General features: G+C 71.0%; 17 protein-coding genes. 8 read left to right on the forward strand and 9 right to left on the reverse strand.

The annotated features are described in order from the left end of the window. Positions 1 to 62: 62 nt before the first annotated feature. The gene (locus tag ACGFN2_RS08450; RefSeq protein ID WP_393358501.1) at positions 63 to 1,526 is read left to right on the forward strand and encodes an amidase; all 1,464 of its coding nucleotides are present in this window, start codon (positions 63 to 65) and stop codon (positions 1,524 to 1,526) included. On the opposite strand, the gene ACGFN2_RS08455 is transcribed toward ACGFN2_RS08450, so the two are convergent. The 6 genes from ACGFN2_RS08455 to ACGFN2_RS08480 all read right to left on the reverse strand — a co-directional run bounded on the left by ACGFN2_RS08455 (position 1,516) and on the right by ACGFN2_RS08480 (position 7,809). Continuing rightward, positions 1,516 to 2,568 (reverse strand): Lrp/AsnC family transcriptional regulator, encoded by a 1,053-nt coding sequence (locus ACGFN2_RS08455; RefSeq protein WP_393358503.1) that lies wholly within the window; start codon positions 2,566 to 2,568, stop codon positions 1,516 to 1,518. The genes ACGFN2_RS08450 and ACGFN2_RS08455 overlap by 11 nt on opposite strands. A 153-nt stretch (positions 2,569 to 2,721) precedes the next feature. After that, positions 2,722 to 3,549, reverse strand: a complete 828-nt coding sequence (locus ACGFN2_RS08460; protein ID WP_393358505.1) for a DUF3159 domain-containing protein — start codon at positions 3,547 to 3,549, stop codon at positions 2,722 to 2,724. A gap of 219 nt (positions 3,550 to 3,768) precedes the next feature. Next, a complete protein-coding gene (locus ACGFN2_RS08465; protein WP_393358507.1) occupies positions 3,769 to 4,635 on the reverse strand; it encodes a GNAT family N-acetyltransferase in 867 nt (288 codons plus the stop codon). Between the two features lie 54 nt (positions 4,636 to 4,689). Next, complete coding sequence (locus ACGFN2_RS08470) at positions 4,690 to 5,103, reverse strand: cytidine deaminase family protein (protein WP_393358509.1); 414 nt, start codon at positions 5,101 to 5,103, stop codon at positions 4,690 to 4,692. A gap of 169 nt (positions 5,104 to 5,272) precedes the next feature. Continuing rightward, a complete protein-coding gene (locus tag ACGFN2_RS08475; RefSeq protein WP_393358511.1) occupies positions 5,273 to 5,929 on the reverse strand; it encodes a response regulator in 657 nt (218 codons plus the stop codon). Further along, on the reverse strand, positions 5,911 to 7,809 hold the full coding sequence (locus ACGFN2_RS08480; protein WP_393358513.1) for a sensor domain-containing protein: 1,899 nt from the start codon (positions 7,807 to 7,809) through the stop codon (positions 5,911 to 5,913). Before ACGFN2_RS08480 ends, ACGFN2_RS08475 begins: the two co-directional genes overlap by 19 nt. A 578-nt stretch (positions 7,810 to 8,387) precedes the next feature. Here ACGFN2_RS08480 and ACGFN2_RS08485 point away from each other — a divergent pair. After that, positions 8,388 to 10,520, forward strand: a complete 2,133-nt coding sequence (locus ACGFN2_RS08485; RefSeq protein WP_393358515.1) for an alpha/beta fold hydrolase — start codon at positions 8,388 to 8,390, stop codon at positions 10,518 to 10,520. A 317-nt stretch (positions 10,521 to 10,837) separates the two neighbouring features. After that, positions 10,838 to 11,350: a Rieske (2Fe-2S) protein gene (locus ACGFN2_RS08490; RefSeq protein ID WP_393358597.1), complete on the forward strand. Its 513-nt coding sequence runs from the start codon at positions 10,838 to 10,840 to the stop codon at positions 11,348 to 11,350. 38 nt (positions 11,351 to 11,388) lie between these two features. Here the strand turns inward: ACGFN2_RS08490 and ACGFN2_RS08495 are convergent, their stop codons facing one another. Continuing rightward, complete coding sequence (locus ACGFN2_RS08495; protein ID WP_393358517.1) at positions 11,389 to 12,036, reverse strand: cysteine hydrolase; 648 nt, start codon at positions 12,034 to 12,036, stop codon at positions 11,389 to 11,391. Positions 12,037 to 12,265: 229 nt separating this feature from the next. Between ACGFN2_RS08495 and ACGFN2_RS08500 the strand changes: the two genes are divergently transcribed. Beyond that, positions 12,266 to 12,730 carry a pyridoxamine 5'-phosphate oxidase family protein gene (locus tag ACGFN2_RS08500; RefSeq protein WP_362606208.1) on the forward strand — a complete coding sequence of 155 codons (465 nt, stop codon included), beginning with the start codon at positions 12,266 to 12,268 and terminating at the stop codon, positions 12,728 to 12,730. 135 nt (positions 12,731 to 12,865) lie between these two features. On the opposite strand, the gene ACGFN2_RS08505 is transcribed toward ACGFN2_RS08500, so the two are convergent. Next, positions 12,866 to 13,387, reverse strand: coding sequence for a GNAT family N-acetyltransferase (locus ACGFN2_RS08505; protein ID WP_393358520.1), 522 nt, complete (start codon positions 13,385 to 13,387; stop codon positions 12,866 to 12,868). A 148-nt stretch (positions 13,388 to 13,535) separates the two neighbouring features. Between ACGFN2_RS08505 and ACGFN2_RS08510 the strand changes: the two genes are divergently transcribed. From ACGFN2_RS08510 to ACGFN2_RS08520, 3 genes are all read left to right on the forward strand, one after another. After that, the gene (locus tag ACGFN2_RS08510; protein WP_393358522.1) at positions 13,536 to 14,438 is read left to right on the forward strand and encodes a DUF3626 domain-containing protein; all 903 of its coding nucleotides are present in this window, start codon (positions 13,536 to 13,538) and stop codon (positions 14,436 to 14,438) included. A gap of 355 nt (positions 14,439 to 14,793) precedes the next feature. Continuing rightward, on the forward strand, positions 14,794 to 16,254 hold the full coding sequence (locus tag ACGFN2_RS08515; RefSeq protein ID WP_362606215.1) for an acyl-CoA synthetase: 1,461 nt from the start codon (positions 14,794 to 14,796) through the stop codon (positions 16,252 to 16,254). After that, positions 16,238 to 17,848, forward strand: a complete 1,611-nt coding sequence (locus ACGFN2_RS08520) for a carboxyl transferase domain-containing protein (RefSeq protein WP_393358524.1) — start codon at positions 16,238 to 16,240, stop codon at positions 17,846 to 17,848. Before ACGFN2_RS08515 ends, ACGFN2_RS08520 begins: the two co-directional genes overlap by 17 nt. Before the next feature lie 42 nt (positions 17,849 to 17,890). On the opposite strand, the gene ACGFN2_RS08525 is transcribed toward ACGFN2_RS08520, so the two are convergent. Further along, positions 17,891 to 18,805, reverse strand: a complete 915-nt coding sequence (locus tag ACGFN2_RS08525) for a LysR family transcriptional regulator (protein WP_393358526.1) — start codon at positions 18,803 to 18,805, stop codon at positions 17,891 to 17,893. A 74-nt stretch (positions 18,806 to 18,879) separates the two neighbouring features. On the opposite strand from ACGFN2_RS08525, the gene ACGFN2_RS08530 reads away from it, so the two are divergent. Continuing rightward, positions 18,880 to 19,956 (forward strand): DMT family transporter, encoded by a 1,077-nt coding sequence (locus tag ACGFN2_RS08530; RefSeq protein WP_393358528.1) that lies wholly within the window; start codon positions 18,880 to 18,882, stop codon positions 19,954 to 19,956. Positions 19,957 to 20,102 lie beyond the last annotated feature (146 nt).

A 20,102-nucleotide genomic window follows, 5' to 3' on the forward strand; every position in this document is an offset into this window, starting at 1 on the left:
CATCCATCCCACCAACCCCACCGATCTCACCGATCTCACCGAGACAAGGACTGCTGATCTTCGTGACCGAGAACGACCTCCTGTGGCTGCCGGCCCGGGAACTGGTGGAGCTCCAGCGGCGCCGTGAGGTGTCGGCGCGCGAGATCCTCGACGCTCACCTCGCCCAGATCGACGCGGTGAACCCGCAGGTCAACGCGATCATCACGCACGCCGAGGACCGCGCGCGGGAACTCGCCGCCCGCGCCGATGCCACCGTCGCACGCGGCGAACTGCTGGGCCCGCTGCACGGCCTACCCGTCGCGCACAAGGACCTCGCCCCGACCAAGGGCATCCGGACGACCTACGGTTCGCCGCTCTACGCCGAGCATGTGCCGGACCATGACGCGCTGGTGGTGGAGCAGTTGGTGCACGCGGGCGCCGTCACGGTGGGCAAGACCAATGTGCCCGAGTTCGGTGCGGGCATCCAGAGCACCAACGAGCTGTTCGGCCCCACCCGTAACCCGTACGACCTGAGCCTGACGGCCGGTGGCAGCAGCGGCGGTGCGGCCGCCGCCGTCGCGACGGGCATGGTGGCTCTCGCCGACGGCGGAGACACTGGCGGTTCGCTGCGCAACCCGGCGACCTTCTGCAATGTCGTGGGGCTGCGACCCTCGGTGGGCTCGGTGCCGATGTGGCCGGCCGGCGATCCGTTCGCGCCGCTGAGCATCCAGGGCCCGATCGGCCGGACCGTCGACGATGTCGCACTGCAGATGACCGTGCTGACCAGGCCCGATCCAAGGTCCCCCTGGGGCCTCGGTGACCCTTCCCGATTCGATGCCGGGCTGGAGTACGACTTCTCCGACGTGCCGGTGGCGTGGAGCACGGACCTCGATGGCCAACTGGCCGTCGACGACGCCGTACGCACCGCGATGGCCCCGGTGTCCGAGGCACTGGCCGGGATCTCCCACAAGGTCGGCGTCGCGGCCCCGGACATGACCGGCGCCGACGAGGCGTTCCGCACACTGCGCGGCTGGTATCGGGCGCTCAACTACGGCGACCGGTACGCCGCGAACCCGGAAGCCTTCGGCGTCAGGGTCCGCCAGGACATCGAAAACGGGCTGGCGACGACCTCGGCCGGACTGATGCGCGCACACAAGCTGCGCGGGCGGCTCTTCCACCGGTTCACGGAATTCACCCGCGAGTACCGCTATCTGGTGACGGTCACTACCCAGGTCGTGCCATGGAGCGCGGACCGGCTGTGGCCGGAGCGCATCGGCGACACCAGGAGCGAGAACTATCTCGACTGCATGCGCTCCATGTACTGGTTCACCGTGCTCGGTGTGCCCGCCCTCTCGGTACCGGCGGGCTTCACGGCGGACGGGCTGCCGGTAGGAGTGCAGATCGTCGGGCGCAGCGGTGACGACCTCGGCGTACTGCGACTGGCCCGGCAGATCGAGCGGACGCTCGGCGCGGGTCTGCGGCGACCGGCCGTCGCGGTCCCCGTCAGCGGCGCCGGTACGGACGACGGGACGCGCGTCACCGGCTGAGGCCGCTGGGACGCCAGATGTCGAGCGGGACGACGCCCTGGCTGCGTCCCCACGCATCCAGCAGATGGCCGCACAGCTTGTCCTGGCGCAGCACCACGGAACGGTCCGCGATCTCCGCGTACGGGAGCGCCCGGCGCAGTTGCACGGCCCAGTCGTGGAGCGCGTCCACCGAGTGCAGGGTGACCGTGACCAGCAGGTTGTTCGCGCCGGACAGCGCCGCGCAGCTACGGGTCTCCGGGAAGCCGCTGAGCCTGTGGCCGGCCTCCTCCAGCCGCTCGTCCGGGACGTTGAGCCAGAGCAGGGCGCCGGTCGGCCAGCCCGCGAGGGGCCGCGCGACATCGCAGCGCAGGAGCAGGTCGCGGTTGCCCAGCAGCCGGTTCAGCCGGCGCTGCACGGTTCGGGGCGTGACCCCCAGCGCGGTGGCGATATCGGTGTAGCGGACCCGGCCGTCGTTGCTCAGCGCGACGATCAGTTCACGCTCCCAGGTGCTGTACGTCGGAGCCTCGGCGGTCCGCGGCTCCGGCCGGGTACGGAGCAGGTCCCGTTCCTGGCGCTGGTTCAGCACCCCCAGGCGCCACTGCGATCCGGTGTGGAAGTTCCGTGTCACCAGGTGGGACCGTACGCGGACGACGCCCTCCTGCCGGGGCAGGCTGGTGAGCAGGTAGTCGGACATCGACGCGAAGTCCGGGGTGAAGGCGATCGCGAACAGGTCGTAGGTGCCTGCGACATGCTGGATGGTGAGCAGGTGGGGCTGCCGGGACAGCTCGGCCGACACCTGAGCGGCGCTGCCCGGCTCGCAGTGGATCTCAACGAACGCCCGACAGGTCCGGTAGAGCAGCCCAGGTCCCAGCGCGGGGGTGACCCAGGCCAGGCCCTTGCTGCTGAGCCGCTCCCACCGGCGGGCCAGCGTCACCGCATCCTGTGCGAGCGCCGTTCCCAGCTCACTCCAGCTCGCCCGGGGCGCGGCCTGGAGTGCGTTGGCCAGCAGCAGGTCGTCCTCGCCCAACTGCTCCGGACGCGGCACTTCGGCTTCGCTGCTCACGGGCCGATTCTATAAAGGGGCCACCTCCCTCTCCAGACTGCTGCCGCCCCGTATTGCCGTATTGCCTTATGGCGGTAGGCGGTAGGCGGTAGGCGGTAGGCGGTAGGCGGTAGGCGCACCGTCCGACTCGACGAATGCACGGGGCAATGACTTTCACCCATGGCGCTGTCCGTTCCGGGCCTCGCCGTTCTCCGCAGCCTTGGCCGCCGCAAAGTCCACCGAGCCGTTCTCCCCGCCATCCGCCTTCTGCCGGGCGCGCTTGTAACGGGGGTCGTGGAGTTTGCGTCGTCCGTCCACCTTACGGACCGCCCACATGCTGGTCATCACGGCGAAGAAGGTCAGCGGCCACCCCATGACCAGTCGCGCAATGCCGAGCCAGGTGGTCTCGTCCATGTCGTAGAGCCACCGCTCCACCGCGAAACGGGAAAAGCTCAGCAGCGCCCAGAGCGCGGTGGCCACGTCGTAGTAGAAAAGCGACTTCCGGTCCGTGCGCCAGAAGGTGCCCTGAAGGTTCGCTGCCGCCCAGACCTGGCCGATCAGCGGCCGACGTATCAGGACGGACAGCAGCAGAATGCTGCCGATTCCGACCGTTATCCAGTTCCCGAGGAGGTAGTAGCCCTTGGCCTCACCGACGAACGCGGCCACGCCGGAGGTGATGAGCACCGTACCGAGGCCGAGGAGTGCGGCAGCCGGCTTCTCCTTACGCAGCAATTGAAAGATCCCCACCAGGACCGCAGTCCCGATCGAGGCCCAGATCCCCGGCCACATGCCGGCCAGCGCATTGACCACGATGTACGTGATGACCGGAAGAATGGTCAGGATCGTCCCGTAGACCCCACCGATGTACCCCCACGCGAAAGCCAACTGCTCCTGAAAATTCTCCGGGACCTTCTTCGGCTCTTCCTTGGCATCCGCTTCCGGCCGGCCGGTCAGGGCCCCGGAAGGCGATCCACCCGAGTCCGAGCCGTTCTTTTCGTACATGGTTCGCTCTCCCCCCGGTTCGTCAACATGCTTCATCCTGACGGGAGATGAGCCACGAGACATGCCAGCCAGGTCCCAGGAATGACTAGAGCTACCTCTACCCGGGGCGATACATCAGGCGATGCGCTCGACTCCGCTCACGCGGCGGGCCGGCCACGTCGGCCCCTCTGCGGGCAGGCGGTAGATGGGTCCCGACTGCTCTCACCGCCGACAGGCGCACTATGCCTCCCGGTATCGGTCCCGAACCTCGGGGCGTTGCTGGAAGCCGGCTGACTTGTAGGTGGCGACGGCGCCGACATTGGAGCTCGGGGTGCAGACGAGGGCGCTGGACGAGCCCAGCTTCTGAAGGGCGGCAGCCGCGGCGACGGTGATCGCCTCGCCGTGGCCGTGGCGGCGATGGTCCCGGTGCACGCCCATCGGTTCGAGCAACCCGGGCCTGCCCGGCCCGGCCGACCACACCGTCACCGCCGCCACCGCGTCGCCCTGGTCGTCATATGCGAGCAGACACCGGGCATCGGTATACGGCAGACCAGCCGCCATGGCGGACCAGCGCTGGTCCGTGAAACTCGACCCGTCGAAGGCTGCCCGGAGTACGGCGGCAAACACGTCCGCCTGCCCCTGCCCGACCACCTCGATCCGGACGCCCGGGTCCTCCACCGGCTCCGTGAGGGCGCGGCGCAACGGCGTCCACGGCTCGTCGGCCTTCCAGCCTTCCTCGGACAGCAGCTCTTGGATCAGGGCTCCCTTCGGCGCCTCGATGTTCACCCTCCCCTCGGGGAGCACGCCGCACTCCGGCTCGGTCACGTCCGCAACCACCTGCTGCGCCAGCTCCTCGTCCCGCTGAGCGTCTGACGCCATCGTCATCCGCAACAGCCTGGGACCGTCCAGCAGCCCGACGGCGAGGAGCTGTCCGTCCCGGCTCCACGTCCTGACCGCAGCGGCGGTCGCCTCCGCGCCCTCCCGCCAGAACCAGCCCAGGTCCCCCGGATGCAGTTGCATCGGCGCCCCGTCGTACTGCCACTCCCGCAGCACGCTTACAGCCTCGCTCAGCCCGTCAACTCCCGGCTTGCCCAACACAATCGCCATGCCGCCGATCCCACACCACGGCACCGGCACTGCGCACCCGGTTTCCGACGCGCTCTACTCGGCGTCGAGTTGGTGGTCCGCCCAGACATAGCTTTCGGGTAGCAGGTCAGTGATGAGGACGGTGCGGACGCGGTCGCCTTCGCCGACGATGACCTTGAGGTCGGGAAAGTAGTCGAGAAGCACCTGACGGCACCGGCCGCACGGCGCGACCACCCCGCGATCGCGGTCTCCCACAGCGACGATCGTGTCCAGTTCGTAGGCGCCCTGGGCGGCGGCGGTGCCGATGAGGACCAGCTCGGCGCAGGGGCCTCCGGTGAAGTGGTAGGCGTTCACCGCCGTGACGATCCGCCCGTCCTGAGCGCGGGCCGCAGCCGCCATGGTGTGGTTGTCGCCCCGGCAGCGGGTGCGAGCGGCGTCCGCCGCGGCCTCGATGAGTTCGTGGTCGACGTGATGGGTCTGCGTGGTCATCTTCTCTGCCTTCGTCAGGTGTCAGGCGACGTTGACCCGAGTGTCGATGGCGTGCAAGCGAATATCAGCGGTCTGCTGTGCCTCCGCTCGCGGACACGGCCCCGTGCTGCGTCCGGACAGCCTGGTGACGCTGCCCGGTCATGCGTACCGGCGGGTGCCCTGGTTCCGACTAGTCGGGATTCATGCCGTTCAAATAGGCAAGGACCGCGAGTACCCGGCGGTTGGTGTCCTGGGAGGTGGTCAGGTTCAGCTTGGTGAAGATGCTGGCGATGTGCTTGCTCACTGCGCCTTCGCTGAGGTGGAGGCGGTTCGAGACCGCCGCGTTGGAGCAGCCCTCGGCCATCAGCTCCAGGACCTCCCGTTCGCGGGCGGTCAGGGTGCCCAGCGGCTCCTGGTGGGCAGTGCTCCGCACCAGTTTGGATATGACCTCGGGGTCCATCGCCGTACCTCCCTCGGCAACCCGGCGCAGCGCGTCCACGAACTGGGTGGCGTTGAACACCCGGTCCTTCAGCAGGTATCCGATGGCGCCGGAACCGTCAGCGAGCAGTTCGCGTGCGTAGAGCTGCTCGACGTGCTGGGACAGCACCAGGACGGGCAGGCCGGGCATCCGCCGGCGGGCCTCGTGCGCCGCGCGCAGTCCCTCGTCGGTGAAGGTGGGCGGTAGTCGTACATCCACGATCGCGACATCGGGCCGGTGCTCCTGCACGGCCGTGAGCAGTTCCGGGCCGGTCTCCACCGCCGCGACCACGTCGAAGCCGTGCGCGGTGAGCAGATGGGTCAGGCCTTCGCGAAGCAGGTAGAGGTCCTCTACGAGGACAACACGCACGGAATCTCCAGGGTGACTGTGGTGGGACCGCCAGGTGGACTGTGTACGGCGAGACTTCCGTCGAAGGTGGCGAGTCGCCGCTGAATGCCGCGCAGCCCGCTGCCCCTCGCCGGATCGGCGCCACCGGTTCCGTTGTCGGTGACCTCGATCCGCAACTGCTGCGCTATGTGACGCACGTCGATGTGCACCCGGCCCGCTTCGGCGTGTCTGGAGACGTTGGTGAGGAGCTCGGACACCGCGAAATAGGCGGCGGATTCGACCGGGCGCTCCGGGCGGCCGGGCAGCTCGATCCGCAGCCCGACCGGGAGCGGCGAGTCCAGGGCCAGCCCGCGGATGGCGTCCGCGATCCCGCGTTCTGCGAGCACCGGCGGGTTGATCCCGCGGATCAACTGGCGTAACCCGATGAGCGCCTGCGCGGAGGCTTCCCTGGCGGAACCGAGCATCATCTTGGCGGCGGCCGGGTCCCGTTCGACGAGTGCCTCGATGGTGCCGAGCTTCATTCCCATGGCCACCCACTGTGCCTGCGCCCCGTCGTGCAGGTCCCGTTCGATCCGGCGCAGCTCCGAGGACAGCGTCTCCTGTGCCTCGGTCCGGGTCTCGGTGAGCTGTACCACCCGGCGGCCGAGCAGCGCTGACTTGGCCGGCCCGAGGAGGCACCGGCTCCACAGGCCGTGCAGTCGCAGCAGCGGCAGGGCGAGCAGGCTCCCGGTCAGGGTGCCGGCCACTCCGATCAGCGGGGCGACGGCGACCGGGTGATCGCCGAGGACGGGGAGGCCATGGGTGAGTGAGGACCAGCCGTCGAAGGTCGGGAAATCGACGAAGGGTCGAAGCAGGGACGCCCATGCCCAGGACCAGATCAGGCCGAAGAAGCAGTACGCGGTAACCACCACGGGCAGCGCGGCGAGCAGCACCGCGACGACGGGGTCGAGCAGAAGCCACAGCAGGTCCCGCCAGGTGGCCGGATCTCGCGCGTGCTGCCGTAACCGCAGCGACCGCAGGGCCGCCTCCGGGGTGCGGTACAGCGTGCGGCCGATCCGGTGGGTGCCGTCGGGCCGGGGCGGCGGCAGGGCAGGTTCGGGCCCGTAGGGCAGGTCGATCCGGATGCCGGTCCACTCCTGGATCTGCTGCCGGCGCCAGGAGGTGAGGTGCCGGCCGGCGGCCAGCACGGTCGGCCAGGCCCACAGCAGGATCGGTACCAGCGCCAGCACATGCAGGAGGGCGGCGGCCAGTTCGGCGACCGCGAGTCCGGCGGTCAGGGCGAGCCGCCAGGTGGCGAGGCCGCCGCGGCCGACCTGGATCAGCGCACGGCGGGTCCCGGAGTCGGTGGCGGGCGACAGCAGATGGCCGGTCCAGCGTCCGTGGAGTCGGAGCAGGGCCGGTCCGAAGCCGAAGCCGGCCGCAGCCGTCGCCACGGCGATCGGGAGGGTGAGCGCGGCGTGTCCCGGCCAGTACCACGGGAAGGCGGCGCCCACCACGACCAGCGTGACCGGCAACAGCGCCGTGACGCTGCCGACACCGGGGTTGAGCAGCATCCACAACAGGTCCCGGGAGGTGGCCGGGTCCTTGAGCAGCCAGTCCCAACGCCGTTCGTAGGAAAGCTTCTTCGGGGTGGGATGAAGCCGGTTCTTGTAGCGGTACCAGCCATCCGGTTCGGGTTCGGGCGGTGGCGGCGGGGGTTGGTACGGCACCGGAAGGTCCACTCCGCACCACCGGCCTGCCAGGGCCCGGTAGGCATGGAGCGGAACGCGGTACCACTGGGCGAGTGTCTGGATGCCGAAGAGCGTGCCGAGTCCGATGGCGGCGAGCATCGGGACAGCGGCGAGCCCCAGCCCGAACAGCACAAGGCCGCGCAGTGGTGCCCACAGCTGCCGTCCGAACATCGTTCTCCCCGTGCTTCCGATACTCCCGCCAGGAGCAGTCGTCGTCTGTCACGATTTCGCCGTCTGTTCACGATATCGAGCCCAGGCAGGGGTTCGAGGTTTTCCACAGGCCTGCCGAGCCGGGGCCCAACTCGTGCGTTTCTCGCTCGACTTCGCTCATGACGCCCCGAAGCGGGCCGCCGCGGCGAGAAGTGCGTCCGGTGACGCCCACGCACGCGAGACGCCTCACCTGACGCGTTGTCATCCCAATCGTTGTGCGCCGGCCTTCTCGCCAACCCCATGTGATAGAAGTAATCGAGATCGTCGTACTCGACGAGTCCCGGAAGCAGCCGCATTCACGCACTCGCGTGCCGGCATGGCACGACGGCTTCGGCCGGCTTCCCCCCACCCGCCACGGCATCACCCCGTAGCTGGATTTCCCTTTGTGCCCGGTCAGGTACCGGCGCTCCGCGCTGCGCCCATTCAGGCCGTTACGGGGCCTTTCGCCTGAATCCGGAATATGCCTAGGTTGCATCCAGGGTTCGCCGTGCCCGGGACCACGCAGGCCCGAACACCCTCAGCATCTGGAGGAGAGCATCTTGCACAGCACTACCGTGACATCCGAGCAGTCCACGAACTCCGCTGCCTTCCCACTTCAGTTCGCCCGCAGCCGCCGCTTCTCCCTGGGAGTGCCCAGGAATGTCACCGTCTCCCCCGACGGCCGCCGGGTGCTCTTCATCCGTACGGTCTCGGGCACCGATCCGGTGGGCCGGCTGTGGCAGTACGAGGACGGCGCGGAGCGGCTGTTGGCCGATCCGGCCCTCCTGGTAGGGGCCGGGTCCGGGGCGGTGCCCGAGGAGGAGAAGCGTCGCCGGGAGCGCGCCCGCGAGCAGTCGGTGGGCGTGGTGTCGTACGCGGCGGACGAGGCCGCCCGTCTGGTGGCGTTCGCGCTCTCGGGGGCTCTGTGGGCGGTGCGTACCGACGGCGGCACACCGTTCTCGGTACCCGCGGCCGGTCCGGTGGTCGACCCGCGTCCCTCCCCCGACGGCCGGTACATCGCCTATGTGAGCAGCCGCTGCCTGCACGTCGTCGACCTGGAGGGCGCCGACCGGCAGCTGGCCCGTGCGGAGGACCTGGAGATCTCCTACGGCCTCGCCGAGTACGTGGCCGCCGAGTCCATGCACCGGCTGCGCGGCTACTGGTGGGCACCGGACAGCCGTCGCCTCCTGGTGGCCCGGGCCGACACCAGCCCGGTACAACGGCGCTTTATCGGCGATCCGGCCGACCCGACGCAGCCGCCGCAGGCGATCCGCTACCCGGCGGCCGGCTCCGCCAATGCGGAGGTCACCCTCCAGCTCCTCTCACTGGAAGGTGAGCGGGTCGAGGTGGACTGGGACCGCAAGGCGTACGAGTACGTCGTGGCGGCGGGCTGGGACGGGCACGGTCCGTTCGTCACGGTGCAGAGCCGCGACCAGCGCATAGTGCGCACGCTCACGATCGATCCGGAGACCGGCGCCACCGAAGTACTGCACGAGCGGACCGATCCCGCCTGGGTGGAGATCATCGGCGGCACCCCGGCCCGTACGGCGTCAGGTGCCCTGGTGCTCCATGAGGACGACGGTGACACCCGCTATCTGACCGTCGGCGGCCGACGGGTCACCCCGGAGGGGCTGCAGCTGTGCGCGGTCCTAGGGGTCGAGGGGGAACGAGTGCTGTTCACGGCGAGCGAGGACCCTCTGGAGACCCATGTGTGGTGCCATGAGCCCGGCCGCGGCAACCGTAGGCTGAGCCGGGAGCCCGGCAGGTACACGGGAGCGGGGCGAGGCGGCACGGTCGTCCTGGCGGGCGAGACACCGCGGGGCCACGAGGTGGGCGTTCTGCGCGGCGACGGGTCGGCCGGGGACCCGTCTTACCAGGCCCTCACCACGCTCGCCGAGGAGCCGTCCATCACCCCGCGGCCGGTCCACCTCACGCTCGGCGAACGGCAGTTGCGCGGCGCCCTGTTCCTCCCTTCGTGGCACGAGGAAGGCACCGGGAAACTGCCGGTGCTCCTCGACCCGTATGGGGGGCCGGGCATCCAGCTCGTGGGACGGGCCCATGGATGGTTCACCTATGTGTCGCAGTGGTTCGCCGAGCAGGGGTTCGCGGTGCTGGTGGTGGATGGGCGCGGGACCCCGAACCGGGGCCCGGCCTGGGAGAAGACGATCCACGGCGACCAGCTGACACCGGCGCTGGAGGACCAGGTGGACGCGCTGCGGGCTGCTGCGGCGCGCTGCGGCGACCTGGATCTGACGCGGGTGGCGATCCGTGGCTGGTCGTTCGGCGGGTTTCTGGCCGCAGCCGCCGTGCTGCACCACCCCGAGATCTTCCACGCGGCGGTCGCCGGTGCCCCGCCCACCGACATGCGGATGTACGACACCCACTGGAAGGAGCGGTTCCTGGGCCACCCGGAGGAGCAGCCGGAGAACTACGCACGCTGCTCCCTGATCGGCCACGGCCATCTGCTGAGCCGCCCGCTGCTGCTGGTCCACGGGCTCGCGGACGACAATGTGGCGGCCGCGCACACCCTGCGCTTCTCGGCGGAGCTGCTCGCGGCGGGCAAGCCGCACAGCGTGCTGCCGCTGCCCGGCGCCACCCATCTGCCCGTCGATGACGCGGTCGTGGCCCAGCTGCTGCACTTCCAGCGGGACTTCCTGTTGAAGGCGCTGGAGGAACGGGGCGGCCAGGACTGACGGGGGCATCCGGCCGGAGCGCACCGGCGGTGTCGACGGTGCTGTCGGCCCGCCGGGCGCTCCGGCCGGTCGCCGTTCCACGTGCGGCGGCCGGCTTCCTCGGCACCACACCCACCCCGCGGTCCCCCACCACCCCCGCTCCCACCGTTTTTGCCGTTCCCGCGCAAGACTCCGGCCCCGTTGAACACTCCGGGCGGCGGCTCCGTATCGAGCCTGTGCAACGTCCATGGACCACATCGCGCACCGAAGGCACCACCGAGAACCGGAGGCACACCATGGCTCGACAGTCAGCGTCGGAGCAGGCGGAGACCGAAGCGATGACGGCGGAGGCGACCGGCCCAGCGGGGCGCGGGGCGGGGCGGCGGGCCGTCGTCGCGGCCGTCGGCGCCGCGGGGCTCACGGCCGCGCTGGCGGCCTGCGGCGGCGGCATGTCGGACGCGGAAAGCGGCGGCGGCTCCAAGGCCGCAGGGGACGATCAGGCCGCCCCGGGGACGAGCGATGCGGGAGGCAGCGGCGGCGGCGGCTCCGCGGGTGGGGAGGCGGGCCCCGCGCTCGCCAAGACGTCGGAGATCCCCAAGGGCGGCGGCAAGATCTTCAAGGGCGAGAAGGTCGTCGTCACCCAGCCCCAGGACGGCGACATCAAGGCGTTCTCCGCGATCTGCACCCATGCGGGCTGCCTGGTCGGCGAGGTCTCCGGCGGCACCATCAACTGCATGTGCCACGGCAGCAAGTTCGACATCACCGACGGCAGCGTGAAGACCGGCCCCGCCACCAAGGCGCTCGCGCCCGCCAAGGTGACCGTCAAGGGCGGCTCGGTCACCCTCGGCTGACGCGGAGGGCCCGCCGCCCGGTTGCCCGCCTCCCCGGGTTACCGGCCGGGCGCGGCCGCGCGCCAGCTGGACAGGACGTCATCGGTGGTGGTGACGGTGGCGACCAGAGCGAGGGTGTTGCGGACCATCGCGGGGGTGTAGTCGGCAGGCACTCCCGCGATGGCGTCCGCGGGCACCACGGCCGTGTAGCCGAGGTTGACCGCGTCGAACACGGCATTGGGGACCGCCACATTCGCCGACACCCCGGTGACCACCAGGGTCCGGCATCCGAAGGTGCGCAGCAGCGCGTCCACCTCGGTGCCGGCGATCGGCGAGAGACCGTGCAGCCTGCGCACCACCAGGTCGTCGCCGGAGACGGGTATCGGGTCGGCGATGCGGACCGCGGTGGACCCGGTGAGCTGTTGTACGGGCAGCCTCTCGGCCGCCTTGAACAGGCGGGCGTTGCGGCTGGCACCACGCCCGTCGGGACGTCGTTCGGCAACCGCGTGCAGCACCTGGACGCCGGCGTCGTGGGCGGCCGCCACCAGCCGGGCGACGTTCGCCAGCGCCCCCGAGGTGCGTGCCGCTTCGGCGAGTTCGGGCAGGGCGCTGTCCGGGCCGACCACCCCGCGCTGGCACTCGACCGTGAGCAGCACCGTCGTGCCCGGGGCCAATTGGGCGATGAGCCGTGCGGCATCCGAAGACATCGCGTTCCTCTCTGGCGGGCCTGATTGCCGGCGTGCGCGGGATTCCCGGCGTGCCCGGGTACTGCCCCGACGGGCCGGTGCGAGCCGGGCGAGGCTAGCGGGCATTGCGTACACCAGGAAGAGCCCGCATGCTTTCTGACACTCAGTCAGGTGGCTTGGGGCCGGTCCGGCCGGTGTCAGGCGAACGGGCCGCTGCCGCCTGAGCGGACACGGCGGAGGCGGGTACGGCATGGCCGACACACAGCGACGCGGGCGCCGGATCATGATGACGCGGGACGAGCTCGACGCTTTCCTCACGACGCAGCGCACCTGCCGGGTCGCCACGGTCGGCGGCGACGGCGCGCCGCACGTCGGAGCACTGTGGTTCCTCTGGGACGGTACGGCGCTGTGGCTCTACTCGATCACCCACAGCAAGCGGTGGGCCCAGTTGCGCAAGGACTCACGGATCGCGGTGGTCTTCGATGACGGGCACACCTACGACGAGCTGCGCGGCGCCGAACTGGCGGGCCGCGCGGAGTTCATCGGCGAGGCACCGCGCACCGGCGACCCCTGCCCCGAACTCGACGCCCCGGAACGGCTCTTCGCGGAGAAGTACTTCGGAATGTCCGCCATGCCGCACGACGGCCGGCATGCGTGGCTGCGGCTGACACCGGAATCCGTCGCGTCCTGGGACTTCCGCAAGATCCCGGGGTAACGGGGCGGGCCACGAGACGGGAAGCGGCCGGGCGACGGAGCAGCCGACGCGCAGCCGAAGCGCTCATTCCGGATCGATCCACCCGCCAAGGAGAGCCTCCCTCCGTCCCCTCGGCTCCCCTCTTCCCTCATCGGATCAAACTGCGGGAACCCGGAGTCGCATGCGAACGTAGCGGGAGTGACCTGGTCCTGGACGAGAGTACCCGTCCGGTTTCCACCCGTGCCGGGCGTAGAAGGCTTGCGCGCGGTCGTTCTGCTCCCATGCCTCGACCTGTCCCGTCCGTAGTTGAGTCGCGCGCAGGAACTGCACGAAAGCGGCGTGCAGCCGGCCCCCGATTCCCCTTCCCCAGTGGCCCGGCAGGACATGGATCTGGTACAGCTCACCCACAGTTGCCGCATCCGCCTCCGGGCGCAGAGGCGGGCCCATCGCCATCACGCCCACCACCGTTTCTTCGCGAAGAGCACACAGCACTGTCTTTTCGTCCGCCTCCATGCAACGTGCCCACCCTTCCCGCCGCCGCATTGGCCCGCCCGGGTCGTCGACTTCCGCCTGGGGCAGCCTTCCCGCTCGGTAGTAGGCGGTGCGGGCCTGGGTGTGCACATCGACGATCGCGTCCAGGTGGACAGACCCTGCGGACTGAATCGACATGTTCACCATGCCCGTGATGACGTGCTCGCGATGACGCGTGGTTCTGCTGTCGGATGCGTGGTTCCGTTGCCACCCGGCCGCGCCACCACTTCACGTGCCGTGCAGTAGCCGGTCGAAATCAGGTGCTGGAGGGAGGGCTTCTGTGCACACTGCACGGATGCGTACCGACACCGCCTGGTCGTTGCAGGAGAAGGCCCTACTCCATGTTGCGGCCAGGTCCTCAGGGGAACCGCTCGACCCTCGGATGCGGCTGACGATGAACTTTCACCCCGACCGCATGGTGGGAAACGACCCGGTCCTTCGCCGGATGGCGGCGGATGGCCGCTACCGGTCGCAGTTCGTGACCGGCACCAGCAATGGCGGCCTGACCGCCCATCCTGGTGGTGACCGATGGCTTTGGGAAAGCCGCATCTTCGGGGGTGCCTACGACCATGCCTCCGCTGGTGAACGGCCCGTCTACGGCGCGTTGAACTTCCGTTCCGACCCTGCCGGCGGCGCACCGCGGTTCGGCTCCTCCCACTTCAGGCTCGCAGCCGAGACCCTCACCCGCACCACGTTCTGCTACCCGGACAGCTCCACCTGCCCCTCGGACTTCGGCGTCGCCGCTCGCTTCTCGCTCATCGAGATGGCCGAGTCCGACGGTCTCGACAGTCTGGACGGGCACATCGAGGCGCAGATCCACGGGCCCGTCAGACTCGACCGGGACGTGGAGGCGCTGGTCCTGGATCACAGCTATCGCGGAACCGCCGTGGAGGCCGCCGCCCGTGAGCTTCCGTGCGCCATCGAGTGGCATCCGGGCTTCCGGCTGGACATGGCTCACCTGCGGCGTCACCCGGACTACCGGGGACAGGAATCCGTCGATCTGGCTGCTGAGATCGCGGTCGACGCGGGCCTCGACCCCCGGATCATCGGAGATGCCGCCCTCACGGGTCGCTACGCCCCGCAGGCGCTCAAGAAGGTCTGGCACTGCCTGGCGCGTTTCGGATCACCGCCGCCCCGTGAAGGCGCCGCGTGCAGCGGTCCGGTAACCACGTGCTGTCCTCAGGCCTCGGCGAGCTGATGTCCGCCCGCTGCCGAACTTTCCCGTAAGGGGCGGGCCTGAACTCTTGCCCCTGGCGCCGTGCGGGCCACGGGAACGGGCACCGCGGGCATCCCTCGTACAGCGTCGCCGTTTCTCAAGGACGTATCCAGCATCAAGATCAGGTGACGTTCCTCCCGAAGACTCGAAGACTCCTCGACTCAAAGACTCAAAGACTCGATGAGTCGCAATCGTCGACATGAGTCGTCCCCGTGCGATCGCGTTGTCAGTGGTCTCTGCGAGAGTGGGGTGAGTCAGCCCGTTCGGTGCCGGCAGGTGCGGGCGGGGCGGCCCGGTCGCGAAGGGGCCGGGTGCCGACGAGGACGAAGGAGATCCGGTGAACGTGCTCTTCCCCGCGCTGCGCGACGCTTCGCCCGCACCCGCGCTGCGCTTCGGCGATCGCAGCCTCAGCCATCGCCAGTTGGCCTCGGTGGCGGGCGCGCTCGCCGAGCGGATCGCCGGTGAGAACCGCATCGCCCTCTGGGCGACGCCGACGCTGGAGACCTCGGTCGGTGCGGTGGCCGCGCTGCTCGCCGGGGTGGCCGTGGTACCGGTCAACCCGAAGATCGGTGAGAGCGAGCTGGCGCACATCGTGGCGGACAGCGCGCCCTCGCTCGTCCTGGCCGAGCCGGGCGCCGAACTGCCGGGCCCGCTCGCCGCGCTGTCCCGTATCGACATCGAGGCCGCGGCGCCGTCCGAGGAGAGCGGCCCGGCCCCGCTGCCGGCCGAGCCGGGCGGCGAGGCCCCGGCCCTGATCGTCTACACCTCCGGCACGACCGGGCCGCCCAAAGGCGTCGTCCTCCCCCGGCGCGCCCTCGCGCACACCCTCGACGCGCTGGAGGACGCCTGGCAGTGGACCGCCGACGACGTCCTCGTGCACGCGCTGCCGCTCTTTCACGTGCACGGTCTGATCCTCGGCATCCTCGGGCCGCTGCGCCGCGGCGGCTGTGTCCACCACCTGGGGCGTTTCAGCACCGAGGCGGTGGCCCGAGAGCTGGCGGCGGACGGCACGATGCTGTTCGGCGTCCCGACGATGTACCACCGGCTGGCCGTCGAGGTGGGAGAGAACCCCGCGCTCGCCAAGGCGCTGTCCCGGGCCCGGCTGCTGGTCTCCGGTTCCGCCGCGCTGCCACTGACCGATCATGAGCGGATCACGGCAGCCACCGGGCGGCGGGTGATCGAGCGCTACGGCATGACGGAAACGCTCATGAACACCAGCGTCCGGGCGGACAGCCCCGATGCCGCGGGCACGGTCGGCGTGCCGCTCCCGGGGGTGTACGTCAGGCTCGTCGACGAGGCGGGGCAGGCCATCGGGGCCGAGGACGGCGACATGGTCGGCGAGATCCAGGTCCGCGGCCCGAACCTCTTCGTCGAGTACCTCAACCGTCCCGACGCCACCGCCGCGGCCTTCGACGGCGGGTGGTTCCGCACCGGCGACATGGCGGTCCGCGACGCCGCGGGCAACTACCGCATCGTGGGCCGTAAGGCCACCGACCTGATCAAGAGCGGCGGCTACAAGATCGGCGCGGGTGAGATCGAGAACGCCCTGCTGGCCCACCCCGGTGTCGCCGAGGCCGCGGTCACGGGCGAGCCGGACGAGGACCTCGGTGAGCGGATCGTCGCCTGGATCGTGGCGGAGAGCGGCCCGGACGCCGGTCCGGTCCCCTCCGCCGAGGAACTCGCCGACCACGTCGCCCGCCAGCTCGCACCGCACAAGCGCCCCCGCACCGTGCACTTCCTCACCGCCCTGCCGCGCAACGACATGGGCAAGATCCTGAAGCGTGAACTCCGTGCGTAGGGGCGGAGACGGGGGCACCGGGGAGATGGACGAGGGCGTGGGCGGAGGCGCATCCCCGCGTCGGGAGCCGGGCCCGGGGGCGCACCCCGGCAGCGAGGCGGACGGCCGCAGCGATGGCGACCGGGTCGCGGCCGGTGACCGAACCGCGGCCGGCGACCGGGCCGCAGTCGGCGAAAGCGCGGTGGCCGGCGGCGCGGCAGGCCACGACCCCGCCCGGACGTTGCCGTGCGCGCGACTGACAGCCCGTCAGGCCATCGCGGCGGTGGCGGACAGCTACAGCGAGTCGGCCGTTCCCGACCGCCCCGGAGCCCCTTCAGGGACGGTGTCCACACCGGACGGCCCCCTCGGCTGGCGCGGCTACGGGGACGCGCGGGCCCGTGCCCGGGAACGGACCGGCGAGGACGAGTCGGTGGTCACCGCCCTGGCCACGATAGGCGGCCGGGAAGCGGTGGTGCTCTCCTTCGAGTTCCGCTATCTGGGCGGCTCCCTGGGGGAACGCACCGGCGACCGACTGGAGGCCGCCTACACCCATGCGCGCGAGCACGGTCTCCCGGTGGTCTCGCTGATCGCCACCGGCGGCAGCCGGATGCAGGAAGGGATGCGTGCGCTGACCCAACTCCAGCGGGTGGCACGGCAGTCGGCGCTGAACCGTGCCGCGGGGCTGCCGCAGCTCGCGGTGCTGCGCGATCCGACGACCGGCGGCGGCTGGGCCACCCTGGGCGCGGGCGCCGATGTGATCCTCGCGCTCCCCGGGGCCCAGGTCGGCTTCGCGGGGTCACGGGTGCGTCCCCCGGACGCCGACCCCACCGCCTACACCGCCGAGGGGCAGCTGGCCACCGGCCACATCGATGCCGTCGTCCCGCCCGACCGGCTGCGCGCCACGCTCCAGCGGTGGCTGCAACTGCTGTGCATACCGCAGGAGTTGGGTGATGCGTCCGTGGAGCCGGCAGCCCCGCCGGGTGCGCTCGGCCCGCCCGCGCTGCCGGAGACCGGCTGGGGCGCGGTGGTCCGTGCCCGTGCACCGGGGCGGCCGCGCGCCGAGGCGTATCTGCGCGCGTACTTCGACGGCTTCGAGGAGATCAGCGGCGACCGCTGCGGCGGCGTCGACCCCGGCATACGGTGCGGCTTCGGGCACCGCGAGGGGCGCACCGTAGCCTTCGCCGCCCAGTGCGGTACGGCCACCCGCCCGGCGGGCTTCCGTACCGCCGCGCGGCTCGTCCGGCTCGCCGACCGACTCGGCATCCCGGTCCTCACCCTCGTGGACACGCCGGGCGCCGCCAACGACGCGGCGGCCGAGCGGGCAGGCGCCGGGGCCGCCATCGCCGACACCTTCGCGGCCCTCGCCACCGCCCGGGTGCCCGTCACCTCCCTGCTCATCGGCGAAGGCGGTTCGGGCGGCGCACTGGCCCTCGCCGCACCGGACCGGCTCTGGGCCACACCGGACGGCTACTTCTCGGTGATCGCCCCGGAACTGGCGGCGGCCATCCTCAAACGCGACCCGGCAGAGGTTCACGCCACCGCGGACCAACTCCGCATCCGCCCACAGGACTTGCTGGAGCTGGGCGTCATCCGCGGCATCGTCCCGCCGGCCTGAGCGGCACCGGGAGGCGGTCGGCGGGGGGCCGCCTCGGCCGGGTCAGTCAGCAGCGCCCTGGAGGCCCTCACCGGCCGTGCGGAGGGCCCCCACGGCGGCCCGGATCGAGGGCCTGCGGTCGGCGTCCGCGCGCCAGATGGCATAGACATGGCGGCGCATCGTATGGCGTACGGGCACCACGCTCACCCCCTCCGGCACCGGTCCACGGCCGAGGCGGGGGGCGACCGCGACGCCCAGCCCGGCCGCGATCAGGGCGAGCTGAGTGCCGTGCTCCTCCGCCATGTGCGCGACCCGCGGCTCGATGCCCTTGCTGCGCAGCGTGAACATCAGCCATTCATTGCAGAACTCCCCCTGGGGCCAGGCGATCCACTCGTCGTCCGCGAACTCCTCCAGCTCCACGGAACGCCGCCGGGCCAGCGGATGGGTGGACGGCATCGCCACATCGGCCGGGTCGTCCAGCAGCGGCGCCTTCGCCAGCCCGTCGGGGAGGGACAGCGGCCGGTTGTACCAGTCCAGGACGACCGCCAGATCGATGTCGCCGCGCACCACGCCGCGGACCGACTCGTCCGGCTCCATCTCCGTCAGCCCCGCCCGCAACTGGGGGTGCTCGGCGCGGAGGGCGACCAGCGCGGCCGGGAAGAGCCCCCGGGCCGCGGTGGGAAAGGCGCCCATCCGCAGCTCGCCCACCGCCTGGCCGCGATGCGCCTCCAGCTCGGCCTGGGCCAGCTCGACCTGCGACAGGATGCGCGTCGCATGATCGGCGAGCAGCCGTCCGGCGTCGGTCAGCCGCACCCCGCGCCCGTTCTTCGCCAGCAGCTGCTGGCCGGTCTCCCGCTCCAGCTTGGCGATCTGCTGCGAGACGGCCGAGGTCGTCACATGCAGCCCGTCGGCGGCCGCGCTCACCGAACCATGGCGGGCGACCGCGCTCAGCGTCCGTAGGCGATCCAGGTTCAACATATAAGCAATGCTAAGCGATACCACCCACGAATTCTCGCTTGTGCTACGAAGTTGTACGCCGCATCGTTGACCGCATGAGCACCGCCACCGGCGCACCCACCGCCTCCTCCGCCGCCACCAACTCTCCGGCCACACCTGTGCGCCCCACAGTCGACGGGGAAGCCGCGACCACCGCGCCCGCCTCGCCGCGCACCACCGCTACCGCCACCGCCCCCACGGCCGCGAAGGCCGGTGGCCGGGCCCGCGCCTGGCAGCTCCGCTTCGCCGCCCTCTCCCTCGTCTGGGGCTTCAGCTTCCTCTTCATCAAGGTGGGCACCCAGGGCTTCGCCCCACTGCAGGTGACGCTGGGCCGGGTCGCCTTCGGTGCGCTGGTGCTACTGGCCGTCCTCGCGGTCCGGCGCGAGCGGCTTCCCCGGTCCGCCCGCACCTGGGCCCATCTGACCGTGGCCGCGTTCTTCCTCAACGCGCTGCCGTTCTCCCTCTTCGCGTACGCCGAGCTGACCATCCCCTCCACACTGGCCGGCATCTGCAATGCCACCTCGCCGCTGTGGGGCATGGCACTGTCGGTCGTCGCGCTGTCCGAGGACCGTCCCACCCGGCGCCGAGTGGCGGGCCTCGGCCTCGGATTCCTGGGCGTGCTCACCGTGCTCGGCGCCTGGCAGGGCTTCGCCGGCACGGATCTGGCGGGCACCGTGTTGGCGCTGGGCGCCTCGCTCAGCTACGCCATCGGCTGGATCTACGTCCGCCGCACCCTGGCGGGCGCCGGCCAGTCCCACCTGTCCATGTCCAGCGCCCAGCTGCTGCTGGCCACCGCCCAACTGGCCGTGTTGACACCGCTGTTCACCACCGCGCCGAGCAGCTACCCGGTCATCCCGCTGCTCGCCGTCTTCGCCCTGGGCGCCCTGGGCACCGGCTTCGCCTTCCTCATCCAGTACGGCCTGGTCGCCGAGATCGGCCCTACCACCGCACAAATGGTCACCTACTTCGTCCCGGTGATCGCCACCGCCGCGGGCGTGGCCCTGCTGCACGAGGAGCTGAGCTGGAACACCCCGGTCGGCGCGCTCATCATCCTGGCCGGCGCCGCCCTCACCCAGAGCAGGCCCCGCCTGAACCGCCCAAGGCTTCAGCGGATCGGCTCGACCGCCGACTGACCGCCTCCGTCGGCCGGGCGACCCGCGAACCCCGGGCCGCCCGCAGGACCCCGAGCCCCCGAGCTTCACCTCGGGGGCTTCAGCCCGTCAACGGCCCCAAGCAACAGCCGCAGTTCAGACGCCTGCCGTACGGGCCCCAGCCGCTT

Source organism: Streptomyces sp. NPDC048612, assembly GCF_043199295.1.
In the GTDB taxonomy this organism is placed as follows: domain Bacteria; phylum Actinomycetota; class Actinomycetes; order Streptomycetales; family Streptomycetaceae; genus Streptomyces.

What these genes read in the sequence shown, in the direction of transcription:
- ACGFN2_RS08480 (WP_393358513.1), bottom strand. Translation starts at nt 7,809, where the DNA reads ATGTTCGGACGGCAGCTGTGGGCACCACTGCGCGGCCTTGTGCTGTTC.
- ACGFN2_RS08505 (WP_393358520.1), bottom strand. Translation starts at nt 13,387, where the DNA reads ATGGTGAACATGTCGATTCAGTCCGCAGGGTCTGTCCACCTGGACGCG.
- ACGFN2_RS08525 (WP_393358526.1), bottom strand. Translation starts at nt 18,805, where the DNA reads ATGTTGAACCTGGATCGCCTACGGACGCTGAGCGCGGTCGCCCGCCAT.
- ACGFN2_RS08490 (WP_393358597.1), top strand. Translation starts at nt 10,838, where the DNA reads ATGACGGCGGAGGCGACCGGCCCAGCGGGGCGCGGGGCGGGGCGGCGG.
- ACGFN2_RS08470 (WP_393358509.1), bottom strand. Translation starts at nt 5,103, where the DNA reads ATGACCACGCAGACCCATCACGTCGACCACGAACTCATCGAGGCCGCG.
- ACGFN2_RS08510 (WP_393358522.1), top strand. Translation starts at nt 13,536, where the DNA reads ATGCGTACCGACACCGCCTGGTCGTTGCAGGAGAAGGCCCTACTCCAT.
- ACGFN2_RS08530 (WP_393358528.1), top strand. Translation starts at nt 18,880, where the DNA reads ATGAGCACCGCCACCGGCGCACCCACCGCCTCCTCCGCCGCCACCAAC.
- ACGFN2_RS08460 (WP_393358505.1), bottom strand. Translation starts at nt 3,549, where the DNA reads ATGTACGAAAAGAACGGCTCGGACTCGGGTGGATCGCCTTCCGGGGCC.
- ACGFN2_RS08465 (WP_393358507.1), bottom strand. Translation starts at nt 4,635, where the DNA reads ATGGCGATTGTGTTGGGCAAGCCGGGAGTTGACGGGCTGAGCGAGGCT.
- ACGFN2_RS08495 (WP_393358517.1), bottom strand. Translation starts at nt 12,036, where the DNA reads ATGTCTTCGGATGCCGCACGGCTCATCGCCCAATTGGCCCCGGGCACG.
- ACGFN2_RS08500 (WP_362606208.1), top strand. Translation starts at nt 12,266, where the DNA reads ATGGCCGACACACAGCGACGCGGGCGCCGGATCATGATGACGCGGGAC.